Origin of the sequence: Mycobacterium triplex (assembly GCF_000689255.1) — a bacterium.
In the GTDB taxonomy this organism is placed as follows: Bacteria; Actinomycetota; Actinomycetes; order Mycobacteriales; family Mycobacteriaceae; genus Mycobacterium; species Mycobacterium triplex.
The window spans coordinates 2,471,761-2,492,936 of the sequence record NZ_HG964446.1 but is presented as its reverse complement, the minus strand read 5'-3'; the positions used below and the strand labels follow the sequence as shown (position 1 = coordinate 2,492,936).

Sequence of the window (21,176 nt, the reverse complement as noted above, 5' to 3'; positions counted from 1 at the left end):
CAGCTAACATACCGAGCCCGGCTATTTCGCGAGCGCCAGCGCCTGGTGGCATACCCGCACCGGGTCGGCGACGCGGTGGATGCCGGCCGCGGCGGTGCACGCCGCCTCACGGTAGCGGGGAGTCGACAACACGACGTTGACCGCGATCGCCAACGCCTCGGCGGTCAACGGCCGAATCAGCCGCGCGCTGCCCTGCCGCGCCACCCGGTTGGCGATCTCCCACTGGTCACCGCCGCCGGGAACCACCACCAGCGGCACCCCGGCCAGCAGCGCCTTGGCCACCATTCCGTGCCCGCCGCCGCAGACCACCAGGTCGGCATGCGCCAGCAACTCGTCCTGACGTCCCAGCCCGACGGCCGCCCACGGCGGCACCGTCAGATCCGGGCCGTCCAACCGGGACACCAGCAACCGGGACCCCGCCGGCAACGTCTCCCCCGGCGTCAGGCAGCCCAGCGCGACTTCGGCCAGACCTTCGGTCCCGATCAGGGCGGTCGACGGCGCGATGACCACCACCGGCCCGGAACCGGCGGGGACCTCGAGGAGGTGATCGGTCGGCTCGAAGTGCAGCGGCCCGACCACGACGGCCTCGGCCGGCCAGTCCGGGCGGGACACTTCCAGTGCGGGCAGCGTCGCGATCAGCCGTCGCAGCGGCCCGGGGTCGCGTGCCGGCAGTCCGATCTCCGTACGCGCCAACGCGCGCTGCGCCAGCCCGGCGCGCACCGACCGCGCCGTCAGCGCCCGCATCGCGGCATCGCGCAGCCGGCCGCCCAGGCCGGTACCCGGCGCCAGCCCGCTGCCGATCGGCGGCAACCCCTTCGACGGCAGGTACAGCGGATGCGGGTTGAGCTCGATCCACGGGATCCCGAGCAGCTCGGCGGCCATGCCGCCGCCGGCGGTGATGACGTCGGACACCACCAGGTCGGGCGCCAGGTCGCGCAGCACCGGGACGTTGAGCACCGCCATCCGCGCCGCACGCCGGTGGATTCGGGCCCCGGCGTCGACGTCTTCGTCGGTGGCGGCCAGCCCGTCGAGTGCGACCGCGGAGATGCCGGCGTCGCGCGCGGCCGGCAGCCATTCCTCGCCGGTGAACAGGGTGGGCTCGTCGCCCGCGTCCCGGAAGCGCTGACACAGGGCGATCGCGGGAAACGAGTGCCCGGGATCAGGCCCGGCGACCACGGCGACTCGCACCGTCTTACCCTGCCACAGCGCCCGATGGGCACGCGCCTACGCTGGCACCATGACCGAGCTGACTGGGACAGCCGTCGCGAACACGCGCACGGTCGAGACTTTTCTGAACGCACTGATGGACGCGGACTACGAGACCGCGGACGCCTCGCTGGACGACAACCTCGTCTACGAAAACGTCGGATTGCCGACGATCCATGGCCGCACCCGAGCGATGAAGCTGTTCCGCCGCATGGACGGCCGCGCGGGATTCGAGGTCAAGATCCACCGCATCGCCGCCGACGGCGCCGCGGTGCTCACCGAGCGCAGCGATGCGCTGATCATGGGCCCGCTGCGCCTGCAGTTCTGGGTGTGCGGCGTGTTCGAGGTACACAACGGACGAATCACGTTGTGGCGGGACTACTTTGACTTCTTCGACATGACCAAGGCGTTGCTGCGCGGGGTGGCGGCGCTGGTATTGCCGTCGCTCAAAGCGTCGTTCTAACGGCGCGGCAGCCCGCCGAGTTCGTCGAACGCCTGAGCCCAACCGGTCAGGCGATCGGTGGCCTCGACCAATTCGGCGCGGTAGCGCCGCTGTGCGTCGGCTAACCCGTCACCGTTTGCCTTACCGTTTGCCTTACCGTTTGCCGAGGAAACCAATTGGGCTGCGGCGGTGACCATTTCGTTGTACTGCCGGACGCCGGCGCTGAGCTGCGCGGTGAACGCGTTGATGGTGGGCACCAGATACGCCCGCGACGACTCCGAGTTGTGCGCCGCGCGCTCCATCGACACCACCTCCGCGGCGGTGGACGCCATCGCCGCCGAGGTCCTGTTCGCCGCCGCGGTCAAGTCGGCGATCTCGTCCACCGGCAACATGGCGCCGCGCTCGATCACGCCCAGCAGCGAGAAGAACCCCCGCTCGGACGCGCCGAGCGCATACATCGCGGGTCGCGCCGCCGAACCCGGTGGCGGCAGCCGGCGCGCGACGGCGGGCCGGCTGGCCGGCAGCGGCTCGGCCTTCAGCCAGTGGTAGCGGAAGAACAACAACGTCGCCGGAATCACCTCGAGAACCGCGATCGCGCCGGTGATCTGCAGCAGCAACACGAACCAGCCCCACCACGCCAGCACGGCCGTGACCAAACCCCAGAACACGCTGCCGATGGTGAAGATCCACGCCCACCGCAGCGCCCGACGACGCCGGCGCAGCAGCCGGGCCCGCGGATCGGCGGCCGCGCTGATCTTCTGGGCGACGAAGCCGGTCAAGTCGGCGGCGGTGTCCAGCCCCTGCTGCAACAGTGCCCGCCAGGGCCCGCGATGCGTTGCCTTCACCGCCACGTCACACCGGCCGGGCTACTGGCCGAAGGGTTTCTCGGCGATTTGTCCCTCGGCCGGGGTGGCCGGCGTGGCTCCAGGGGCCGCGGGTGTTCCGCCCGTCGGCAACGCCTCGCCACGCATCGACGCGCGGATTTGCTCGAGCCGCGAATGACCGGCCATCTCGACGCTGGCCTGCTGGACCTCGAGCATGCGGCCCTGCACCGAGTTCTGGGCGAGCTCGGCCGAGCCGACGGCGTTGGCGTAGCGGCGTTCGATCTTGTCGCGCACCTCGTCGAGGCTCGGGGTGTTGCCCGGCGCGGCGATCTCGCTCATCGACCGCAGCGACGCGCTGACCTGCTCCTGCATCTTCGCCTGCTCCAGCTGGCTGAGCAGCTTGGTGCGCTCGGCGATCTTCTGCTGCAACACCATCGCGTTGCGTTCGACGGCCTTCTTGGCCTGCGCCGCCGCGCCCAGGGCCTGGTCGTGCAGCGTCTTGAGATCTTCGACGCTCTGCTCGGCGGTGACCAGCTGAGCCGCGAACGCCTCGGCGGCGTTGGTGTACTCGGCGGCCTTGGCGGCATCTCCGCCCGCGGTGGCCTGGTCGGCCAGGGTCAGCGCCTGGCGCACGTTGACCTGGAGCTTCTCGATGTCGGCGAGCTGCCGGTTGAGCCGCATCTCCAGCTGACGCTGGTTGCCGATCACCTGCGCCGCCTGCTGGGTCAGCGCCTGATGTGTGCGCTGGGCTTCCTCAATGGCCTGCTGAATCTGGATCTTCGGGTCGGCGTGCTCGTCAATTTTCGCGTTGAACAACGCCATGATGTATTTCCACGCTTTGACGAACGGATTGGCCATGAGTTAGCTCCGTTTCCTTGTGTGCCGGACGGCCCTGTCGCTCAATTTAACGGGTCGGAGCCGATCGCCCCACCCTCAGGCCACCGCGAAAGACGCGACCTGCGGGATGACGACCTTGGTGGTGGCGTCGATGGTGGACGCGCTGGCCTCGGCCGTCCGCGCCGCGCGTTCCTCGTTCGCCATCCGCTCACCGGCGTCGGTGAGCACCGTCGACAGGGGGATGTCCAGCGCGTCGCAGATCGCATGCAGCAGCTCGCTGGAGGCCTCTTTGCGACCGCGCTCCACCTCGGAGAGATACCCGAGGCTCACCCGCGCGGTGTCCGATACCTCGCGCAGCGTCCGGCCCTGTGTGGTTCGGGCCAGGCGCAGCACCTCGCCGATGACCTCGCGCACCAATGGCGACATCCCGCTCTCCTTCGTCTCCAGAGCACCGCTGCTCCATCAGGTCAACGCCGGCAGCGGCCGTCTAGGTTCCCGTCCGCCGCACTTCCCTGACGGTCGAGGCCACATAGTCGATTCCGGTGACCACGGTCAGCACGATCGCGACGGCCATCACCACCGACGCCGCCACCAGGAACGGCCCCGACAGCGGCAGCACGAACAGCCCGATCGCCACCGCTTGGACGAAGGTCTTGAGTTTGCCGCCCCAGCTGGCCGGAATGACGCCGCGGCGAATCACGGCAAGCCGCAACACCGTCACACCGATCTCGCGGGTCAGGATCAGCACGGTCACCCACCACGGCAGGTCGCCGAGCATCGACAGCCCGACCAGCGCGGACCCGATCAACAGCTTGTCGGCGATCGGATCGACGAACGCGCCGAATTCGGTCGCCATGCCGTAGTTGCGGGCCAGCAGGCCGTCCAGCCGGTCGGTGATGCACGCCACCGCGAACACCACGAAAGCCACGATCCGCGCGGCGGTTTCGTGGCCGCCCCCGGCGAACAAGGCGAGCAGGAAGATCGGAACCAGGACCAGCCGCAACAGCGTCAGGACATTGGCCAGGTTGGCGATGCCGGCGCGTCCCGCCGCCGGTCCTGTCTGCGGCTGCCCCGACACCGCAACAGAATAACGGTTGACCAGCACACCCGCCCCCGATGTCAATACTGTTATCCGTGACCGAACGTTCCCGGGATAACCAGAAGGTCGTCGTCCGGCGCGCGCGAACATCCGACGTCCCCACGATCAAGCACCTCGTCGACACCTATGCGGGCAAGATCCTGCTGGAAAAGGCCCTGGTGACGCTGTACGAGGCCGTCCAGGAATTCTGGGTGGCCGAACTCGACGGCCGGGTCGTCGGCTGCGGGGCGTTGCATGTGTTCTGGTCGGACCTCGGCGAGATCCGCACCGTCGCGGTCGACCCCGCCGCGACGGGCCACGGCGTCGGCCACGCGATCGTCACCTGTCTGCTCGACGTGGCCCGCGAGCTGCAGCTGGAGCGGATCTTCGTGCTGACCTTCGAGACCGAGTTCTTCGGCCGGCACGGATTCACCGAGATTGAGGGCACGCCGGTCACCGCCGAGGTGTTCGAGGAGATGTGCCGCTCCTACGACATCGGTGTCGCCGAGTTCCTGGACCTCAGCTACGTCAAGCCGAACATCCTGGGCAACACCCGGATGCTGCTGCTGCTGTAGCCCCCGCCGAACGTGCTCTGGTGGCGAGAATCGGCGAAAAATCCGCCATGAGAGCACGTTGGCGTTATTCGACGCCGTCGTCCGCGCCGTTGGCGTCGGCCCCGCCCCGGATCAGCGCCAGCGTTCCGGCCAGCTCGTCGGGCTTGACCAGCACCTCGCGCGCCTTGGATCCCTCGGACGGCCCGACGATGCCGCGGGTCTCCATCAGGTCCATCAGCCGGCCGGCCTTGGCGAAGCCGACGCGCAGTTTGCGTTGCAGCATCGAGGTGGAACCGAACTGACTGGACACCACCAGCTCGACGGCCTGCAGGAAGACGTCCATGTCGTCGCCGATGTCGGGATCGACGTCGGTGCGCTCGCCGGTGGGCTTGGCGGTGGTGACGCCCTCGGTGTACTCGGGTTCGGCCTGCTCCTTGCAGGCGGTGACGACGGCGTGGATCTCCTCGTCGGTGATGAAGGCACCCTGCAGCCGCAGCGGCTTGTTGGCGCCCATCGGCAGGAACAGGCCGTCGCCCATCCCGATCAGCTTCTCCGCGCCCTGCTGGTCCAGGATCACCCGGCTGTCGGTCAGCGACGACGTGGCGAACGCCAGCCGCGAGGGCACATTCGTCTTGATCAGGCCGGTGACCACGTCGACCGACGGGCGCTGGGTGGCCAGCACCAGATGGATGCCGGCGGCGCGGGCTTTCTGGGTGATCCGCACGATGGCGTCCTCGACGTCGCGCGGCGCGGTCATCATCAGGTCGGCCAGCTCGTCGACGATCGCCACCACGTACGGGTAGGGCCGGTATTCGCGCTGGCTGCCCAGCGGCGCCGTGATGGCACCGGAACGCACCTTGGCGTTGAAGTCGTCGATGTGACGCACCCGCGAGGCCTGCATGTCCTGGTAGCGCTGCTCCATCTCCTCGACCAGCCAGGCCAGCGCCGCGGCCGCCTTCTTCGGCTGGGTGATGATCGGGGTGATCAGGTGCGGAATGCCTTCGTACGGCGTCAGTTCCACCATCTTCGGGTCGATCAGGATCATCCTGACCTCTTCCGGGGTGGCCCGCGTCAACAGCGACACCAGCATGGAGTTGACGAAGCTCGACTTACCGGAACCGGTGGAGCCGGCCACCAGCAGGTGCGGCATCTTGGCCAGGTTCGCGGAGATGAAATCGCCCTCGATGTCCTTGCCCAGCCCGATCACCAGCGGATGGTGGTCGCGCCGGGTCGACGGCGCGGTGAGCACGTCGGCCAGCCGCACCATCTCCCGGTCGGTGTTGGGCACCTCGATGCCGACGGCGGACTTGCCGGGGATCGGGGCGAGCATCCGGACGCTCTCGGTGGCCACGGCGTAGGCGATGTTCTTCTGCAGCGCGGTGATCTTCTCGACCTTGACGCCCGGCCCCAGCTCCACCTCGTAGCGGGTGACGGTCGGACCGCGGGTGCAGCCGGTCACGGCCGCGTCGACCTTGAACTGGGTCAGCACCTCGCCGATGGCCTCGGCCATCTGCGTGTTGGCCGCGCTGCGCTTCTTGGGCGGGTCGCCCGCGACCAGCAGCTCCAGCGACGGCAGCGTGTACGGCCCTTCGACGACCCGGTCCACCACCGGGGTGTCCGGCTTCTTGGCGGCACGACGGCGGCTCTTCGGGATCGCCGGAACGGTCGGAGTTTCGTCCGGCGGCGGGTCGTCGAACGCGACGGGGGCCCGGTCGGCCGTCGGCCAAGCCTCGGGCTCCTGGTCGAGCGCGTCGTCGTCGTAGTAGCTGTCGGAAAAGTCTTCGCGCGCTTCGTCGTCGGCGTAGTCGTCCTCGGCGGCGTAGAGGTCGTCCACGAACGGGGTGCCGAACAGGGCCCGCATCATTTCGGGCAGCTCACGCAGGGTGGTGCCGGTCAGCAACAGCAGCCCGAACAGCGCGCCGATGAACAACAGCGGTGCGGCGATCCAGGGTGTCAGCCCGTCGGCCAGTGGGCCGCCGATGGCAAAGCCGATGAATCCCGCGGCCCGGCGGCGTAATTCGGGGTCACCGGGCGAACCTGACCAGAGGTGGCGCAGGCCGAGCAGCGAGAAGCTGATCATGCTCGCGCCCAGGATCAGCCGCGGTCGTGCCTCGGGATTGGGCTGGGTGCGCATCAGCACGATCGCCACCACGCCGAGCACGGCCGGTAGCGCCAGAACCCCGGCACCGATGAACGTGCGCAACACCTCGTCGACCCAGGCGCCGATCGGCCGGGCGGCGCCGAACCATGAGCTCGCGGCGATCACGACGGCGAAGGCGAGCAGAACCAGCGCGATCCCGTCGCGACGGTGCCCGGGATCGATGTCGCGGGCCCGCCCGATCGACCGTGCCGCACCGCCGGTCCCCCGGGCCGCCATCAGCCAGATGGCCCGCATCGCGCGCCCGCCGGTCACCCCCGCGGCAACCAGCAGGGACCGGTGGTGCCGGTTGGCCGGCCTGCCGACCTTCTTGGCGGCCTTCTTGCGGGCGGGCGCCGGTCGCGCACTTCGGGACCCGCTGGACCGCGAAGTGGCTTTTGACCTGCTCGTTCGGGTTCCGGCGCGAGCAGCGGTCTTACTAGCCATGGGGTCCAGCCTAGTCGCACTGGCCTCATATCCACCATCTGCCACACGGGTCACAAAAACGTGACAATTCGGGCGCCCAACCGCCCTCGTCATCCGGGTGGACGCGGGCTGACTCACGCCGGGGCCGCGTGAGTAGGGTGACAACCATCCCCTAAGTCACCCCTCGAGGAGCCCCGCATGCCCGTCGTCGTCGTCGCCACCTTGACCGTGAAGCCGGAATCGGTCGACACCGTTCGCGACATCCTCAAGACCGCGGCCGAGGAGGTGCACTCCGAGCCCGGCTGCCAGCTGTATGCCGTGCACGAGTCGGGTGAGACCTTCGTCTTCGTCGAGCAGTGGGCCGACGAGGAGGCGCTGAAGGTACACAGCACCGCCCCCGCGGTGGGCAAGATGTTCACCGCGGCCGGTGAGCACCTCGCCGGCGCACCGGACATCAAGATGCTGCAACCGGTCCCGGCCGGGGATCCGGACAAGGGCCAACTACGCAGGTGACCGAGGGCCCGTTGCAGGGAAAGGTCGCGCTGATCACCGGCGCGGCCCGCGGCCAGGGCCGCGCCCACGCCGTGCGACTGGCCGGCGACGGCGCCGACGTGATCGCGGTCGACCTGTGTGCGCAGATCGCGAGTGTGCCCTACGCCCTGGCCACACCCGAGGACCTGGCGGCCACCGTCAAACTCGTCGAAGACGCCGGTGCCCGCATCGTGGCCAAACAGGCCGATGTGCGCGACCGCGCGTCGCTGGCGGCCGCGGTGCGGGCCGGTATCGACGAGCTCGGCCGGCTCGACATCGTGGTTGCCAACGCCGGTATCGCGCCGATGCAGTCGGGCGACGACGGCTGGCGCGATGTGATCGACGTCAACCTCACCGGCGTCTACAACACCATCAAGGTCGCGGTCCCGACCATGGTCGCCCAGGGTGACGGCGGGTCGATCGTGCTGATCAGTTCGAGTGCCGGGCTGGCCGGCGTCGGCAGCGCTGACGCGGGCTCGGTCGGCTACGCCGCCGCCAAGCACGGGGTGGTAGGGTTGATGCGGGTATACGCGAATCTGCTTGCGAGGGAGATGATTCGGGTCAACTCGATTCATCCGTCCGGTGTGGACACGCCGATGATCAACAACGAGTTCACCCGGGAATGGCTGGCCAAGATGGCCGCCGCGACCGACGCACCCGCAACGATGGGCAACGCGATGCCGGTGGAGACGCTGGACGCCGAAGACATCGCCAACGCGGTGGCCTGGCTGGTGTCCGACCAGGCGCGCTACATCACCGGGGTGACGCTGCCGGTCGACGCGGGCTTTCTGAACAAGTAGCTGCCATGGCGCGAAACCCCGCTGCGCAGACCGCTTTTGGACCGATGCTGCTCGCCGCCGTCGAGCAGAACGAACCGGCCGGGCGACGCCTGGTCGACGACGACCTCGCCGACCTCTTCTTGCCGGCCCCGCTGCGTTGGCTGGTCGCCGCGACCCGAGCGGCGCCGATCCGCCGCCTGATGGTGCGCGGATCGGAATGGAGCGGCCCCGGGCTGTGGGCGAATCTGGCCTGCCGCAAGCGATTCATCGCCGACAAGCTCAACGAGTCGCTGGGCGATATCAACGCGGTCGTCGTCCTGGGAGCCGGCCTGGACACCCGCGCCTACCTGCTGAACCGGCGGGTCCGGATGCCGGTGTTCGAAGTGGATCTGCCGGTCAACATCGCTCGCAAGGCCAAGACGGTCCGACGGGTGCTGGGCAGCCTGCCGCTCTCGGTTCGATTGGTGGCCTTGGATTTCGAGCGCGACGACCTGCTCACCGCCCTGGCCGAGCACGGCTACCACACCGATTACCGGGCCTTCTTCGTCTGCGAAGGCGTGACGCAGTACCTCACCGAGGACGGCGTGCGGCGAACGCTGGACGGCCTGCGCGCGGCGGCGTCGGGCAGCCGGCTGGTGTTCACCTACGTCCGTCGCGACTTCATCGACGGGACGAACCGCTACGGCACCCGCACGTTGTACCGCAGTGTGCGCCAGCGCCAACAACTTTGGCATTTCGGCCTGGCGCCCGACGAGGTCGCCGACTTCCTCGCCGAGTACGGGTGGCGGCTGATCGAACAGGCCGGGCCGGACGAACTCGTCGCGCGTTATGTCGAACCCACCGGCCGTAACCTCAAAGCCTCGCAGCTGGAATGGTCGGCCTACGCGGAGAAGTCGTAACGCGTCGATCAAAGATCGAGCAGCTGTTTGTCGATGCTCTTGCCCGCTTCGTCGTCGGCGCTTCCGTAAACGGCCTTCGCGGTGCGCAGCTTGCCGGCGAGCTCGGTCGACGCCTTGCTCATGGCGTCGGCGGTCTTTTTCCGCGCGGCCGCGGCTTTGGTGAAGGCCACGTTGGACACCCCGCTGACGACGCCGTGGGTGACCCAGGTGGCGACTTCCACGTTGGAGCCCGCCGATGCCGCGGTCGTCGCCTGGGTAGCCGCTTGGTCCTGCTTGGTCGCCAAACTGTCGAGGTGTTCCGGTGTGACGGCTAGGTCAGCCATGGTTGTTTCTCCTTGAATCCTGATGAATAACGTCGGTACGCAACAAATCACACGCCGCGCGGAGACGAATTCGGCCACTGCGCTGGTGTGTCGCGGGGTGGCGCGACCTGAATAGGTGCACGCTCGGCCGGACCGGCACCAGCACCCGCGTAAGCGGCTTCCTCGGTGAGGACCTCGGGCAGCACGGGCGCGCGCTCCTCCGCGACCGTGTAGGCGTACTCCTGCAGCTGTCCCTTGGCCTGGTTGACCAGGCTTTCGGGCTTGGACACCCGCCCGGACAGGCTGGTGCCTGACATCGCGGCGGCCTGAGCCAGCGTCGGCATGGTGCCGGTGGGAATGGACGAGGACGCGTACTCCGGTGCCGCGGGGGCCGCGGGTACCGCCGCGGGGGCCGCAGGCGCCGCGGGGGCCGCGGGGACCGCCGCAGGTGCCGCAGGGGCCGCGGGGTCTCGCTGGACGCGTCGCTCCGCGCGATCGGCGGCCGCACCGGCCGGCGGCGCAACGGCGACCGCGGACGGACCGGACAGGCCGGCCGAGATGGCCCCGAAGCCCGACACCGCGGAAGTGGACTGGCCCGCGACGACCGTCTTCGCCGCAGCGACCGAATCGTTCTGAACGATCCCGGATGCCAGCTGAGAGTAGCTGGCGGCCAACGCATCTGCCTTCTTGCCGTTCTCGATCGAAAAGCCGAGCAGGGTGCCCAGGAAGCTCACGGCAGCCGCGATGCCCAAACTCGCAACCGCAATTGCGAAGATCTTTGCCGCGGCGGGCCCGGCCGGGGCCGGCACTGCGAACGTCATGACTATCTCGATTATCAGAGCTGTCGCAAGGAGAGCGTTCAAGATGCCGAAAGCCAATTGCATGTGGGTGACCCAGTCGGCCTGGTTTTTCACCAGGTCCGCCAGCTGGCTGTCCAGATTGGCCATTTGCTGCGAGACGTTCTGCAGCGTCGTGTCCAGCTCGGCATACGCTTCCGAAGCCGTGCCCTCCCAGCCGGAGTCGGGAAGGGCGGACTTCAGCTGGCCGGCGAGCGTGGTGAATTGCTGTGAACCGGTTTTCAGGGAAGCGCCGTCATAGGGTGTCCCGAATCCGGTCGTCAGCTGCAACAGCTGGACGGTGGTCATGGTCCAGGAGATGATGCTGACCGCCTTACCGAACTCTTTAATGCCTTCTTTTCCGCCCATCTTCGCGGCCAGATCGAATTTGGCGCCCGAAGATAGGGACTGGATGTGCGAAGATATCGCTCTTCCGGCAACAAGACCCCCGAGGGACCCAAGGTCGGCCGCGGTATTGGTCGCCGTCGTCGCATAGCCTTCAGCGCCCGGTTGCGAGCCGCTCCAGCCACCGAAATCGAGGCCCAGGCCAGCGCCCTGTTGACCCAGGTTGGCCAGGCTGGTCAGACACCTGGCGGCGGAAGCAAATACAGACATCGGAAATTCCCTTCAAGCTTTCAGATTTCGTGCACGACGGGCCCGGGGTATCGCGCCGTCAACTGAGCGTAACCCCGGTCACGGGGTGGTCATCGCACGAATTTTTCGGCGCACCAATTGCAATTGAAAATCAGATTCGCTCAAGAAAACGGCCGATAAACACGTGCATTCGGAACGGAAAAGTGACCCTAAACTTGAGGAAATACTCGACCGAAAACCCGCATCAATGCTGCTGCCGGAAAGGAAAGGACGCCATGATGACCAACCAAATGCACCCCCAGGTCGCCGAGGCGCTGCGTCAAGCACAGCAGTTTCAGTCGGCCCTCGACGACCACATGCACCGCTCTGACACCGGTACCTTCACGGCCACCGACGAAACCGAGACCGTCACGGTGACCCTGAACGCGCAGCTGGTATTGACCGACGTCGATATCGAACCGGGCCTGCTGCGGCTGGGCTCCGAGGTGGTCGAGGAGCGCATCAACGATGCGTTGCGGAAAGCGGAGGCCGTGGCGACCGCGAACAACGAAGCCGAAGAAGAGCGCCTCGTCGCGTCACTCGCCGAAATTACCTGCTCGCTGAGCAGCATCCTGGACGTGACCTTTGCGGACACCGGAAAGTAGTGCAGCAATTCATGTTTCGTTGAGCCGCGTCACACTTCGATGACGGTCGGCACGATCATCGGCTGGCGGCGATAGGTTTCGCCCACCCACTTTCCGACGGTTCGCCGCACACCCTGAGCGATCCGGATCGGGTCGGTGACATTGTTGGCGATCAGTGATTCCAGCTCTTCGGAGACTTTGCGCACGGCGGGCTCGAGCGCCTTGGGGTCCTCGGAGAATCCGCGGGAATGCAGGTGCGGTGTGGTCACCGGTCGCCCGGTGCCGCGGGTTACCACCACGGTCACCGCGACGAAGCCCTCGGACAGGATCAGCCGCTCGCCCAGCGTGATATCGCCGACATCGCCGGTGATGAGCCCGTCGACGAACATCTTGCCGACCGGCACCGCCCCGGCGATCGACGCCCTGCCGCCAACCAGATCGACGCTGACACCGTTCTCGGCCAACAGGATCGACTCCTCCGGAACCCCGGTGCTGGCGGCGAGCTTGGCGTTGGCGCGCAGCATGCGCCAGGTGCCGTGCACCGGCATCACATTGCGGGGCCGCACCCCGTTGTACAGGAAGAGCAGCTCGCCGGCGTAGGCGTGGCCCGAAACATGCACCCGGGCTTGGGCATTGGTGACCACTCGGGCGCCGATCTTGGACAGCGCGTCGATCACGCCGTAGACGGCCTCCTCGTTGCCGGGGATCAGCGACGACGACAGCACGACCAGGTCCCCCGCGGTCAGCGTGATGCTGCGGTGCTCGCCGCGCGACATCCGCGACAATGCCGCCATCGGCTCGCCCTGCGTGCCGGTGGTGACCAGCACCACCCGCTCCGGCGGCATCATCTCGGCCGCACCGATGTCGATCAGGTCGGAGTCGTCGACCCGCAGGAACCCCAGGTCCCGGGCGATGCTCATGTTGCGCACCATGGAGCGCCCGACGAACGACACGCGTCGACCCAAAGCCACTGCGGCATCGATGATCTGCTGCACCCGGTCGACGTTGGAAGCGAAGCAGGCCACGATCACGCGGCCTTCGGCACCGCGGATCAGCCGATGCAGGGTCGGGCCCACCTCGCTTTCGGAGGGCCCGACGCCGGGGATCTCCGAGTTGGTGGAATCGCACAGGAACAGATCGACACCGGCGCCGCCGAGCCGCGACATACCGGGCAGGTCGGTGGGCCGGCCGTCCAGCGGCAATTGGTCGAGCTTGATGTCGCCGGTGTGCAAAACCGTTCCCGCGCCGGTGTACACCGCGATGGCCAGCGCGTCGGGAATGGAGTGGTTGACGGCGAAGTATTCGCAGTCGAACACGCCGTGGTGGCTGCTCTGCCCCTCTTTGACTTCGACGAACACCGGCTTGAGGCGGTGCTCGCGACACTTGGCGGCCACCATCGCCAGGGTGAACTTGGACCCGACGACCGGGATGTCGGGCCGCAGCTTCAGCAGGAACGGGATCGCCCCGATGTGGTCCTCGTGCGCATGCGTCAACACCAGCGCCTCGATGTCGTCCAGGCGGTCCTCGATGTGGCGCAGGTCGGGCAGGATCAGGTCGACGCCGGGCTCGTCGTGGGTGGGAAACATCACCCCGCAGTCGATGATCAGCAGCCGGCCCAGGTGCTCGAAAACCGTCATGTTGCGGCCGATTTCGCTGATGCCGCCGAGCGCAGTCACCCGCAACCCGCCCGCGGTCAACGGACCTGGCGGGCTGAGGGCTTCGTTCACCTGTCGATCACCGCAGTACCGAGGCCGCGCGCATGTCGGCGGCCAGCGCGTCGATCTGCTCCGGCGTGGCCGGCACCTGCGGCAGCCGCGGATCGCCGACGTCGATGCCCTGCAGGCGCAGACCGGCCTTGGACAGCGTCACTCCACCCAGGCGGCCCATCGCGTTGCACAGCGGCGCGACCGCGACGTTGATCTTGCGGGCGGTGGCGACGTCCCCGGAACCGAAGGCGGACAACAACTCCCGAAGCTGACTCGGCGCGAGATGGGAAATCACGCTGATGAAGCCGGTGGCGCCCATCGCCAGCCAGGGCAGGTTGAGCGCGTCGTCTCCGGAGTAATAGGCCAAGCCGGTTTCGGCGATGATCTGGCCGCCGCTGTGCAGGTCGGCCTTGGCGTCCTTGATCCCGACGATGTTCGGGTGCGCCGCCAGCGCGCGGATGGTGTCCGGCTCGATCGGGATCACGGACCGCGGCGGGATGTCGTAGAGCAGCACCGGCAGCTCGGTGGCGTCGGCGACCGCGGTGAAGTGCGCGATCAGCCCGCGCTGCGGCGGTCGCGAGTAATACGGCGTGACCACGAGCAAACCGTGCGCACCTTCGACCGCGCTGGCCTTGGCCAGCTTGATGCTGTGCGCGGTGTCGTAGGTGCCCGCACCGGCGATGACGCGGGCCCGGTCGCCCACGGCTTCCAGCACCACCCGCAGCAGCTCGAGCTTCTCGTCGTCGGTGGTGGTCGGTGACTCGCCGGTGGTTCCCGAGACGACCAGGCCGTCGCAGCCGGCGTCGACCAGGTGATTTGCCACCCGCGCCGCGGCCGCGGTGTCAAGCGAGCCATCGGCGGCAAACGGCGTCACCATTGCGGTCAGCAAGGTTCCCAGACGCGCGGGGGCATCGAATCCGACAGAACTCACGGGTCCCAGATTACCTGGCGGGGCCAAGCCGATTTCGTCGCCGCGCGGCCGGGACCGCGCCGCACCAGCCCTCGATTGTGCACTCGGGGTTTCGTCTGTGCGCTTAGGGCGGCGACACGCCGGGCGATGGAGACCAGGACGCACACGCGACGCCACGCCTGCACACTCGAATTCGCGCCGCGCGTCTCACGCTTCGGTGGCCAGCGGGCTGGTAGCGACCTCGGTGCCATCGGCGAGGGTGGAGATCTCGAAATCGGCGAATACCGCCGGCGCGACCTCGACGAGCCGGCGCAGGCATTCGATGGCCAGCCGCCGGATTTCCACGTCGGCGTGCTCGCTGGCGCGCATCGCGACGAAGTGCCGCCAGGCGCGGTAGTTCCCGGTCACCACGATGCGGGTCTCGGTGGCGTTCGGCAGCACCGCCCGGGCCGCCTGGCGGGCTTGCTTGCGCCGCAGCACCGCATTCGGCTGGTCGGCGAACTTGGCTTCGAGCTTGGCCAGCAGTTCGGTGTAGGTGGCGCGGCTGGCGTCGGCCGCCGCGGCCAGGATCTGCCGCAGCTCGGCGTCGCCCCCCAGGCCCGGCGGGACGACGATCTGCGACTCGGTCTCCGGCACGTAGCGCTGCGAGAGCTGGGAGTAGGAGAAATGCCGGTGCCGGATCAGTTCGTGGGTCAACGACCGCGAGATGCCGGTGATGTAGAACGACACATTCGCGTGCTCGAGCACCGAAAAGTGGCCGACGTCGATGATGTGTTTGATGTAGCCGGCATTGGTCGCGGTCTTGGGGTTGGGTTTCGACCAACTCTGATAGCACGCGCGTCCGGCGAACTCGACCAGCGCGGGTCCGCCGTCGGCGTCGGTGGTCCACGGCACGTCCGGTGGCGCCAAGAACTCGGTCTTGGCGATCAGTTGCACGCGCAGGGGCGCGATCTCGGCCACGGCGCTCACCCTAGCCCGCGGGGGCTGAGGTCAGGAAACACCGTCCGAATGTTCGCACGGCACGGATCGCTTGGCGTGCCACAGATGTCGTTGCAGCGACATCGTGCCGAGCTCGGCCCCCGGCCGGGGCCCTCGTTGCGGTGCGGTCGGCCAGACGGGAGTGGGCGTTTCGCCGGCGGCGTCACCAGGCGCCAGCTTGCCGGGGACCGGTTCATCGGGCGCGATCGGGTTGGTGATGCCGATGGCGCCGACGACGGCACCCACGAGGTACAACACCGCGGCGACCTGCAGCAGCCGGGCGAAACTGACGTTGTTCAGCGGGCCGGCGGTGATCAACCCCACGCATGCCACGGCGGTCAGCGCGGAAGTCCGTCCCACCGCGTTTTGGATCGCCGCGGCGATACCGCTGTGGGCGGGTTCGACGCAAACCAGGATGACCGAACTCAACGGCGTGATGGTGAGCACCAGACCGGCCGCCAGCACGAAGCGGCCCGGCAGCAGGTGAGTCGCGAAGTCGAAATGGTGCGCCCAGGGGCAGATGATCAGCAGCCCCGCCGCGGCCAGCACCGGGCCCCCGATCAGGAAGATCCGCGGGCCGATGCGCGCGGCCGCGTTGCCCACCCGGCGGGCGAACAACAACGACACGATCGGGGTGGGCAGCGTGATCAACCCCGCGACGAGAGCCGGATAGCCCGCGACCTCTTGCAAATACAGCGCCATCGCGATCGAGCCCAGCGTCAGGCCGCCATAGATGAACGCGGTCGCCAGATTGGCCCCGGCGAAGTTGCGCATACCGAACAGCATCGGCGGGATCATCGGATTCCGCGCGCGGCGCTCCCAGGTTACGAACGCCAGCAGCGCCACCACGCCCACGACCAACAGCGCGGCGACCAACGGGCTGCTCCAGCCGCGCCGATGGGACTCGATGAGCGCGTACACCATGGCGCCGAGCCCGACCGCGGACAATCCCGCGCCGGCGACGTCAACGCGAGCGCGGTCGACGGGGCCGGGTGTCGCACGCAGCCAGAATGTCAGGGCGAAGGCGACGACCGTCGGGACGGTCAGCAAGACATAGATCGATCTCCAGCCCAAAAAGTCGACGGCCAATCCGCCCAGCAGCGGGCCCAGCGCGAAAACTGTGCTGGTCCAGGCGGTCCACAAGCCGATGGCGGCCGGGCGGTCGGCGCGGTCGAAGGTGGAGTTGATCAGTGCCAGCGAACCCGGTACCAGAAACGCACCACCCAAACCCTGGACGAGCCGAGCGATGATCAGCACCGCCGGCCCCACGGCCGCGGCCGCCAGCAGCGCGCCCAAGCCGAAGGTCACCAGCCCCAGGCGCAGCACCGGCAGTCGCCCGAACAGATCGGAGATGGAACCGCCCGGCAGGATCGCCACCGCCAGTGCCAACAGGTAGCCGTCGACGACCCATTGCTGCAGGGTCAAGCCCCCGCCGAGGTCGTGCGCTATGGCAGGCAGGGCCAGGTTGATGACGTTGCCGTCGAGAAAGGTGACCATCGACGCCACAATCGCCACCGCCAGGACCCGAGTCGTCGGTGTGATGTCGTGCACATCAGCGCGAAGTTTCACGCGCTACCCCGTGTCGCCTACCGGTGGCGAGTCCGAGATGGCCGGCCGCGCATTGCTATTCCCGAGACGGGGGGCTACGGTGACCGGACCCTGGCGCCGCCGCCACCTTGGTGTGCAATGCAATTCGACTTCTGCCTCTTCTCGCAGGACCACCACCTGTCCCCTCCCGAGGAGGCAACACCGGGTGACGCCAGCCAGGGTAGGGCCGGTTCATGTCGACTACCTGTGAGTTGCGTGCGCGTTGACTTGTGGTGGACCCGAGATCGTTTGCCCGAGTGTGTCGCTCACCTCTACCTCACCTGAGATCAGCAACGGCAGCAGCGCGTCGCGGAACCCGGACAGCAGCAAAGATTCGCTGCGGCGGGCGTGACACAGCGCACCCAGACCGGTGATCGTCTGCGCCGCATCGGCGCTGAGACGCCGGACGTCGCGCACCGGCACATTCATCAGGTCACCCGGTTGGATGCGTTGGCGGCTGGTCGAGGTTCCGGCGACCTGCTGCCGCAGTCGGTGCGAGACTTCGGGTTGCCGCAGCGCTGCCCACAACGCGGACGTGTCAACACCGTTGGGTGTCATCACGACGAATTCCGTACTCGCGACGGCCATTTCGGAGGGCAGTTGCATGACATTCCAGACCCGCGGGATGCGTGGGTTCAGCTTGGCGAACAGCACGCACGGTTGCGACAGCACCAGCTTGCCGCTCTTCACGGATGCGCGCCCGACCCGCTGGGGTGTGGCGCCGTCGTCGAACGCCGGAAGGCTGAAATGTGCGACGACGTCGTCGAATTGGCGCGGTTCGCGCATCACGGTGCACCGCTGCGCCAGGCTCGACAGCGGCACGTGATCGGAGATCGGCTCGACGAGAGCCAGCATCAAGCGTTCGGCGGATTCGATCACGCGCTGGTTGGCGGCGACCTTGTCGTCGAAGGCGCCGAGCAGCGCGGCAATCCGCTGTCGCTGGTGTCTCGGGACGGTCCGCACCGACACGTCGCGCAGGATTGCCTGGTTGAGCAGGGGCTGCCCCGATCCGCCGCGGTGATCGCCCAGCCGGCAGGTTTGCAGCGCGTAATACCAATAGCGGGTCTCCGCGGGCTCTTTGGCCTTGCACACCAATGCGTTGTCGGTAACCCACACATCGGAATCGCAGTAACGCACGCTGCCGCAATACGATCCGACACGACCGACCACGATCAGCGGGCCGCTCGCATTGGGTCTCGCCGCGTAGCCGATCGTGCCGTTGGCGCCGTAGACGGGAAACCGCCCATCGGGCACCCGCGCCGGCGCGCCGCTTCCGGTGCGAAAATCGAGGTACTCGCCGAGCGTTGCCGTCAGCACAATCGACGCACCTGCCGCCGCACCACGGTGTCCAGTCGCGCGGACTCATCCAGCGCGCTCAGCAGCTCCCGGGTCAGTCGCGCGACCTTCTCCTCGGCCGGCTCCGCGTCCGACGCGGGCGCGGGCGTACCGACATAGCGTCCCGGTGTGAGCAGGTAACCCGCCTTGGCGACGTCGGCCAGCGATACGGATTTGCAGAACCCCGGAATATCTTCGTAACCAACGCTCTTCGCCGACTTCGAGCCACACCAGGCGTGGTAGGTGTCGCCGATCCGGACGATCTCTTCGTCGGTGAGCGCGCGCTCGGTGCGATTGACGAGACAGCCGAGCCCGCGGGCGTCGATGAACAGCACCTGGCCGGACCGATCGCCCTTATCGGTGGCAAAGAACCACAGGCACACCGGGATTCCGGTACTGCGGAACAGCTGCGCGGGCAGCGCGATCATGCAGGAGACCAGATCCGCATCGACGATGCGAGCGCGAATATCGCCCTCCCCGAGCGCATTCGACGACATCGATCCGTTGGCCATCACCACGCCGGCCTTGCCGCCCGGCGCCAGCTTTGCCAGGATGTGCTGGATCCAGGCGAAATTGGCGTTGCCCGCGGCGGGAACACCGAAGCGCCAGCGCGGGTCGTGTTCGTCGCGGGCCCAATCCTTGATGTTGAACGGCGGATTGGCCATCACGTAGTCCATCTGGACACCGGCGTGCAGGTCCTCGACGAAGGTGTCGCCCCGGGCCAGGCCGGCGTTGTCGATCCCGTGAATCGCGAGGTTCAGCTTCGCCATCCGCCAGGTCTGCTCCACGCCCTCCTGACCGTAGATGCGGACGTCCTTCGGGTCGCCGTCGTGGGCGGCGATGAAATTCTCGGTCTGCACGAACATCCCGCCCGAACCGCAGCACGGGTCGTACACCCGTCCGCCCGCCGGTTCCAGAACCTCCACGATCAGTCGCACGACGCTGGGCGGGGTGAAGAACTCCCCGCCTCGTTTCCCTTCCGCGCGAGCGAAATTGGCCAGGAAGTACTCGTAGACCTGCCCCATCAGGTCGCCGGGGCCCGGCCCGCCGATTCGCGCGTTCGCCAGCAGCTCGACCAGTTCGCCGAGCCGGCGCTGGTCGAGGTTTTCGTAGATCCGCGGCAGCGTTCCGGCCAGGGCCGGGTTCGCCGTCATCGCGGCGTCCATCGCGTCGTCGACGAGTCGCCCGATGTCGTCGGACTTTGCCTTGTCCGCCAACATGTTCCACTGCGACTCGCAGATGTGCTTGAGGAACACCAGCCCGAGCACGACGTCCTTGTACTGGCTGCCGGACAAGGAGCCGCGCAACTTGTCGGCCGCTTTCCACAGGGTGACTTTGAGGTCCCTGGGCGGCGCCATCAGCCGGCCCGCTTGGCGGCGGTGCGCAACTCTGCGGCCAGGTCGCCGCGGCCCGAGACGGTGAACCGGCCCAGGCCAAGCCAGGACGCCATCGACTCCAGCTCACCGGCCAGCGCGGCGGCCACCCGGGAGCGGGGCACCCGATCATCAGCGGGCTCGCCGAACGCGCCCACCACCCGCAGCGTGTCGGCGGCGCGGTCGGCCTTGAGATCGACCCGCGCCCTCAGCTCGCCGTCCACCAGCAGCGGCCACACGTAATAGCCGTACCGGCGCTTGGCCGCCGGGGTGTAGATCTCGATCCGGTAGTGAAAGTTGAACAGCCGCTCCACCCGCGGCCGGAAGAAGATCAACGGGTCGAACGGGCACAGCAGCGCGGTACCGCGATCCAGCCGCGGCACCGAGCGGCCGGCATGCAGATATGCGGGCGCCGACCAGCCGTCGACCTGCACCCGCTCGATCTCGCCGGCCGCCACCAGGTCCGCGATGGCCGGTTTGACCTGGCGGGCGGACAGCCGGAAGTAGTCGCGAATGTCGGCCTCGGTGGCCACGCCCAGTGCGGTGGCCGCGCGCAGGCAAAGCTCGCGGATGGCTTCGTCGTCGTCGACCTCACGGGCCAGCACGTCGGCCGGCAGCACCCGCTCCACCAGGTCGTAGTGACGGGAGAAACCGACCCGGGTGGCCGTGGTGAGCACCCCGGAGGCGAACAGCGCCTCGGCCACCCATTTGGTGTCGCTGCGACTGCCCCACCAGCTTCCCCGGGGCCCGGGCGTTTCGGCCTCGAGATAAGCCTCGATCTGACCGGCGGTGCTGGGACCGAGTTCGCTGACGGCATCGACGATCTTGTCGACGAGCTCCGGATTGGCCTTGACGATGTGGGTGCCCCACCGGCCGTGCCGGTACTGGCGCATCCGCCAGCGCAACAGCGGCCAGTCGTCGACGGCCATCAGCGCGGCCTCGTGTGCCCAGTACTCGGCCAGCAGCCGCGACGAGCGCGGACCCCAGGCGGCGCGGTCCAGCACGTCACGGTCATACGGCCCGAGCCGGCTGAACACCGGCGCGTAGTGGGCGCGCACCGCCACCGAGACTGAATCCAGTTGCAGCACTTGGATTCTCGAGATCAGCCGACGCAGGTGGGCACGGGTGATTTCGCTACCGGGCCGCGGCTCGGTAAAGCCTTGGGCCGCAACGGCTATCCGCCGGGCCTGCGCGGCGGTCAGCCTGCTGATCGACACGC

Annotated in this window: 21 protein-coding genes; 6 read left to right on the top strand and 15 right to left on the bottom strand. The window is 68.1% G+C overall.

What is annotated here, in order from left to right; all coding sequences use genetic code 11:
• Positions 1 to 21: 21 nt before the first annotated feature.
• Positions 22 to 1,188, bottom strand: a complete 1,167-nt coding sequence (locus tag BN973_RS11605; RefSeq protein WP_036468216.1) for a glycosyltransferase — start codon at positions 1,186 to 1,188, stop codon at positions 22 to 24.
• A gap of 49 nt (positions 1,189 to 1,237) precedes the next feature.
• Here BN973_RS11605 and BN973_RS11600 point away from each other — a divergent pair, with 49 nt between their 5' ends.
• Positions 1,238 to 1,669, top strand: a complete 432-nt coding sequence (locus tag BN973_RS11600; protein ID WP_036468214.1) for a limonene-1,2-epoxide hydrolase — start codon at positions 1,238 to 1,240, stop codon at positions 1,667 to 1,669.
• On the opposite strand, the gene pspM is transcribed toward BN973_RS11600, so the two are convergent.
• The 4 genes from pspM to pgsA all read right to left on the bottom strand — a co-directional run bounded on the left by pspM (position 1,666) and on the right by pgsA (position 4,387).
• Positions 1,666 to 2,499 (bottom strand): phage shock envelope stress response protein PspM, encoded by an 834-nt coding sequence (gene pspM, locus BN973_RS11595; RefSeq protein ID WP_036468213.1) that lies wholly within the window; start codon positions 2,497 to 2,499, stop codon positions 1,666 to 1,668. The genes BN973_RS11600 and pspM overlap by 4 nt on opposite strands.
• Positions 2,500 to 2,514: 15 nt before the next feature.
• Positions 2,515 to 3,330 (bottom strand): phage shock protein PspA, encoded by an 816-nt coding sequence (gene pspA, locus BN973_RS11590; RefSeq protein ID WP_036468212.1) that lies wholly within the window; start codon positions 3,328 to 3,330, stop codon positions 2,515 to 2,517.
• A gap of 75 nt (positions 3,331 to 3,405) precedes the next feature.
• A complete protein-coding gene (clgR, locus tag BN973_RS11585; protein ID WP_036468211.1) occupies positions 3,406 to 3,735 on the bottom strand; it encodes a transcriptional regulator ClgR in 330 nt (109 codons plus the stop codon).
• A 61-nt stretch (positions 3,736 to 3,796) separates the two neighbouring features.
• A complete protein-coding gene (gene pgsA / locus BN973_RS11580; protein ID WP_036472311.1) occupies positions 3,797 to 4,387 on the bottom strand; it encodes a CDP-diacylglycerol--glycerol-3-phosphate 3-phosphatidyltransferase in 591 nt (196 codons plus the stop codon).
• A 56-nt stretch (positions 4,388 to 4,443) separates the two neighbouring features.
• On the opposite strand from pgsA, the gene BN973_RS11575 reads away from it, so the two are divergent.
• The gene (locus BN973_RS11575) at positions 4,444 to 4,962 is read left to right on the top strand and encodes an amino-acid N-acetyltransferase (RefSeq protein WP_198048918.1); all 519 of its coding nucleotides are present in this window, start codon (positions 4,444 to 4,446) and stop codon (positions 4,960 to 4,962) included.
• A gap of 64 nt (positions 4,963 to 5,026) precedes the next feature.
• Here the strand turns inward: BN973_RS11575 and BN973_RS11570 are convergent, their stop codons facing one another.
• Positions 5,027 to 7,618 (bottom strand): FtsK/SpoIIIE family DNA translocase, encoded by a 2,592-nt coding sequence (locus BN973_RS11570; protein WP_139830269.1) that lies wholly within the window; start codon positions 7,616 to 7,618, stop codon positions 5,027 to 5,029.
• Positions 7,619 to 7,702: 84 nt separating this feature from the next.
• Between BN973_RS11570 and BN973_RS11565 the strand changes: the two genes are divergently transcribed.
• The 3 genes from BN973_RS11565 to BN973_RS11555 are packed head-to-tail and all read left to right on the top strand — an operon-like array spanning position 7,703 to position 9,713.
• On the top strand, positions 7,703 to 8,017 hold the full coding sequence (locus tag BN973_RS11565; protein WP_036468209.1) for a putative quinol monooxygenase: 315 nt from the start codon (positions 7,703 to 7,705) through the stop codon (positions 8,015 to 8,017).
• The gene (locus tag BN973_RS11560; RefSeq protein ID WP_036468208.1) at positions 8,014 to 8,835 is read left to right on the top strand and encodes a mycofactocin-coupled SDR family oxidoreductase; all 822 of its coding nucleotides are present in this window, start codon (positions 8,014 to 8,016) and stop codon (positions 8,833 to 8,835) included. Before BN973_RS11565 ends, BN973_RS11560 begins: the two co-directional genes overlap by 4 nt.
• A gap of 5 nt (positions 8,836 to 8,840) precedes the next feature.
• Entirely contained in the window at positions 8,841 to 9,713 is an 873-nt protein-coding gene (locus BN973_RS11555) for an SAM-dependent methyltransferase (RefSeq protein ID WP_051641225.1), read from the top strand.
• 8 nt (positions 9,714 to 9,721) lie between these two features.
• Here the strand turns inward: BN973_RS11555 and BN973_RS11550 are convergent, their stop codons facing one another.
• Both BN973_RS11550 and BN973_RS11545 read right to left on the bottom strand, forming a co-directional pair.
• Positions 9,722 to 10,036: a type VII secretion target gene (locus BN973_RS11550; protein ID WP_036468207.1), complete on the bottom strand. Its 315-nt coding sequence runs from the start codon at positions 10,034 to 10,036 to the stop codon at positions 9,722 to 9,724.
• Positions 10,037 to 10,083: 47 nt separating this feature from the next.
• Positions 10,084 to 11,466, bottom strand: a complete 1,383-nt coding sequence (locus BN973_RS11545) for an EspA/EspE family type VII secretion system effector (protein ID WP_156959172.1) — start codon at positions 11,464 to 11,466, stop codon at positions 10,084 to 10,086.
• A 257-nt stretch (positions 11,467 to 11,723) separates the two neighbouring features.
• Here BN973_RS11545 and BN973_RS11540 point away from each other — a divergent pair, with 257 nt between their 5' ends.
• A complete protein-coding gene (locus tag BN973_RS11540; protein WP_036472308.1) occupies positions 11,724 to 12,089 on the top strand; it encodes a YbaB/EbfC family nucleoid-associated protein in 366 nt (121 codons plus the stop codon).
• A gap of 29 nt (positions 12,090 to 12,118) precedes the next feature.
• On the opposite strand, the gene BN973_RS11535 is transcribed toward BN973_RS11540, so the two are convergent.
• The 7 genes from BN973_RS11535 to BN973_RS11505 all read right to left on the bottom strand — a co-directional run bounded on the left by BN973_RS11535 (position 12,119) and on the right by BN973_RS11505 (position 21,174).
• Entirely contained in the window at positions 12,119 to 13,795 is a 1,677-nt protein-coding gene (locus BN973_RS11535) for a ribonuclease J (protein WP_036468205.1), read from the bottom strand.
• Between the two features lie 7 nt (positions 13,796 to 13,802).
• The gene (gene dapA, locus BN973_RS11530; RefSeq protein WP_036468204.1) at positions 13,803 to 14,705 is read right to left on the bottom strand and encodes a 4-hydroxy-tetrahydrodipicolinate synthase; all 903 of its coding nucleotides are present in this window, start codon (positions 14,703 to 14,705) and stop codon (positions 13,803 to 13,805) included.
• Between the two features lie 186 nt (positions 14,706 to 14,891).
• On the bottom strand, positions 14,892 to 15,644 hold the full coding sequence (gene thyX / locus BN973_RS11525; protein WP_036472306.1) for an FAD-dependent thymidylate synthase: 753 nt from the start codon (positions 15,642 to 15,644) through the stop codon (positions 14,892 to 14,894).
• Positions 15,645 to 15,674: 30 nt separating this feature from the next.
• Positions 15,675 to 17,231, bottom strand: coding sequence for an MFS transporter (locus BN973_RS11520; protein WP_232232068.1), 1,557 nt, complete (start codon positions 17,229 to 17,231; stop codon positions 15,675 to 15,677).
• A gap of 219 nt (positions 17,232 to 17,450) precedes the next feature.
• Positions 17,451 to 18,563: a restriction endonuclease subunit S gene (locus tag BN973_RS11515; protein ID WP_051641574.1), complete on the bottom strand. Its 1,113-nt coding sequence runs from the start codon at positions 18,561 to 18,563 to the stop codon at positions 17,451 to 17,453.
• Complete coding sequence (locus BN973_RS11510; RefSeq protein ID WP_036468203.1) at positions 18,560 to 19,942, bottom strand: class I SAM-dependent DNA methyltransferase; 1,383 nt, start codon at positions 19,940 to 19,942, stop codon at positions 18,560 to 18,562. The genes BN973_RS11515 and BN973_RS11510 overlap by 4 nt, the downstream gene beginning before the upstream one ends.
• Positions 19,942 to 21,174, bottom strand: coding sequence for a winged helix-turn-helix domain-containing protein (locus tag BN973_RS11505; RefSeq protein WP_036468202.1), 1,233 nt, complete (start codon positions 21,172 to 21,174; stop codon positions 19,942 to 19,944). The genes BN973_RS11510 and BN973_RS11505 overlap by 1 nt, the downstream gene beginning before the upstream one ends.
• Positions 21,175 to 21,176: the final 2 nt, after the last annotated feature.

What these genes read in the sequence shown, in the direction of transcription:
- BN973_RS11600 (WP_036468214.1), top strand. Translation starts at nt 1,238, where the DNA reads ATGACCGAGCTGACTGGGACAGCCGTCGCGAACACGCGCACGGTCGAG.
- pspA (WP_036468212.1), bottom strand. Translation starts at nt 3,330, where the DNA reads ATGGCCAATCCGTTCGTCAAAGCGTGGAAATACATCATGGCGTTGTTC.
- clgR (WP_036468211.1), bottom strand. Translation starts at nt 3,735, where the DNA reads ATGTCGCCATTGGTGCGCGAGGTCATCGGCGAGGTGCTGCGCCTGGCC.
- BN973_RS11570 (WP_139830269.1), bottom strand. Translation starts at nt 7,618, where the DNA reads ATGACGAGGGCGGTTGGGCGCCCGAATTGTCACGTTTTTGTGACCCGT.
- BN973_RS11565 (WP_036468209.1), top strand. Translation starts at nt 7,703, where the DNA reads ATGCCCGTCGTCGTCGTCGCCACCTTGACCGTGAAGCCGGAATCGGTC.
- BN973_RS11555 (WP_051641225.1), top strand. Translation starts at nt 8,841, where the DNA reads ATGGCGCGAAACCCCGCTGCGCAGACCGCTTTTGGACCGATGCTGCTC.
- BN973_RS11550 (WP_036468207.1), bottom strand. Translation starts at nt 10,036, where the DNA reads ATGGCTGACCTAGCCGTCACACCGGAACACCTCGACAGTTTGGCGACC.
- BN973_RS11545 (WP_156959172.1), bottom strand. Translation starts at nt 11,466, where the DNA reads ATGTCTGTATTTGCTTCCGCCGCCAGGTGTCTGACCAGCCTGGCCAAC.
- BN973_RS11540 (WP_036472308.1), top strand. Translation starts at nt 11,724, where the DNA reads ATGACCAACCAAATGCACCCCCAGGTCGCCGAGGCGCTGCGTCAAGCA.
- BN973_RS11510 (WP_036468203.1), bottom strand. Translation starts at nt 19,942, where the DNA reads ATGGCGCCGCCCAGGGACCTCAAAGTCACCCTGTGGAAAGCGGCCGAC.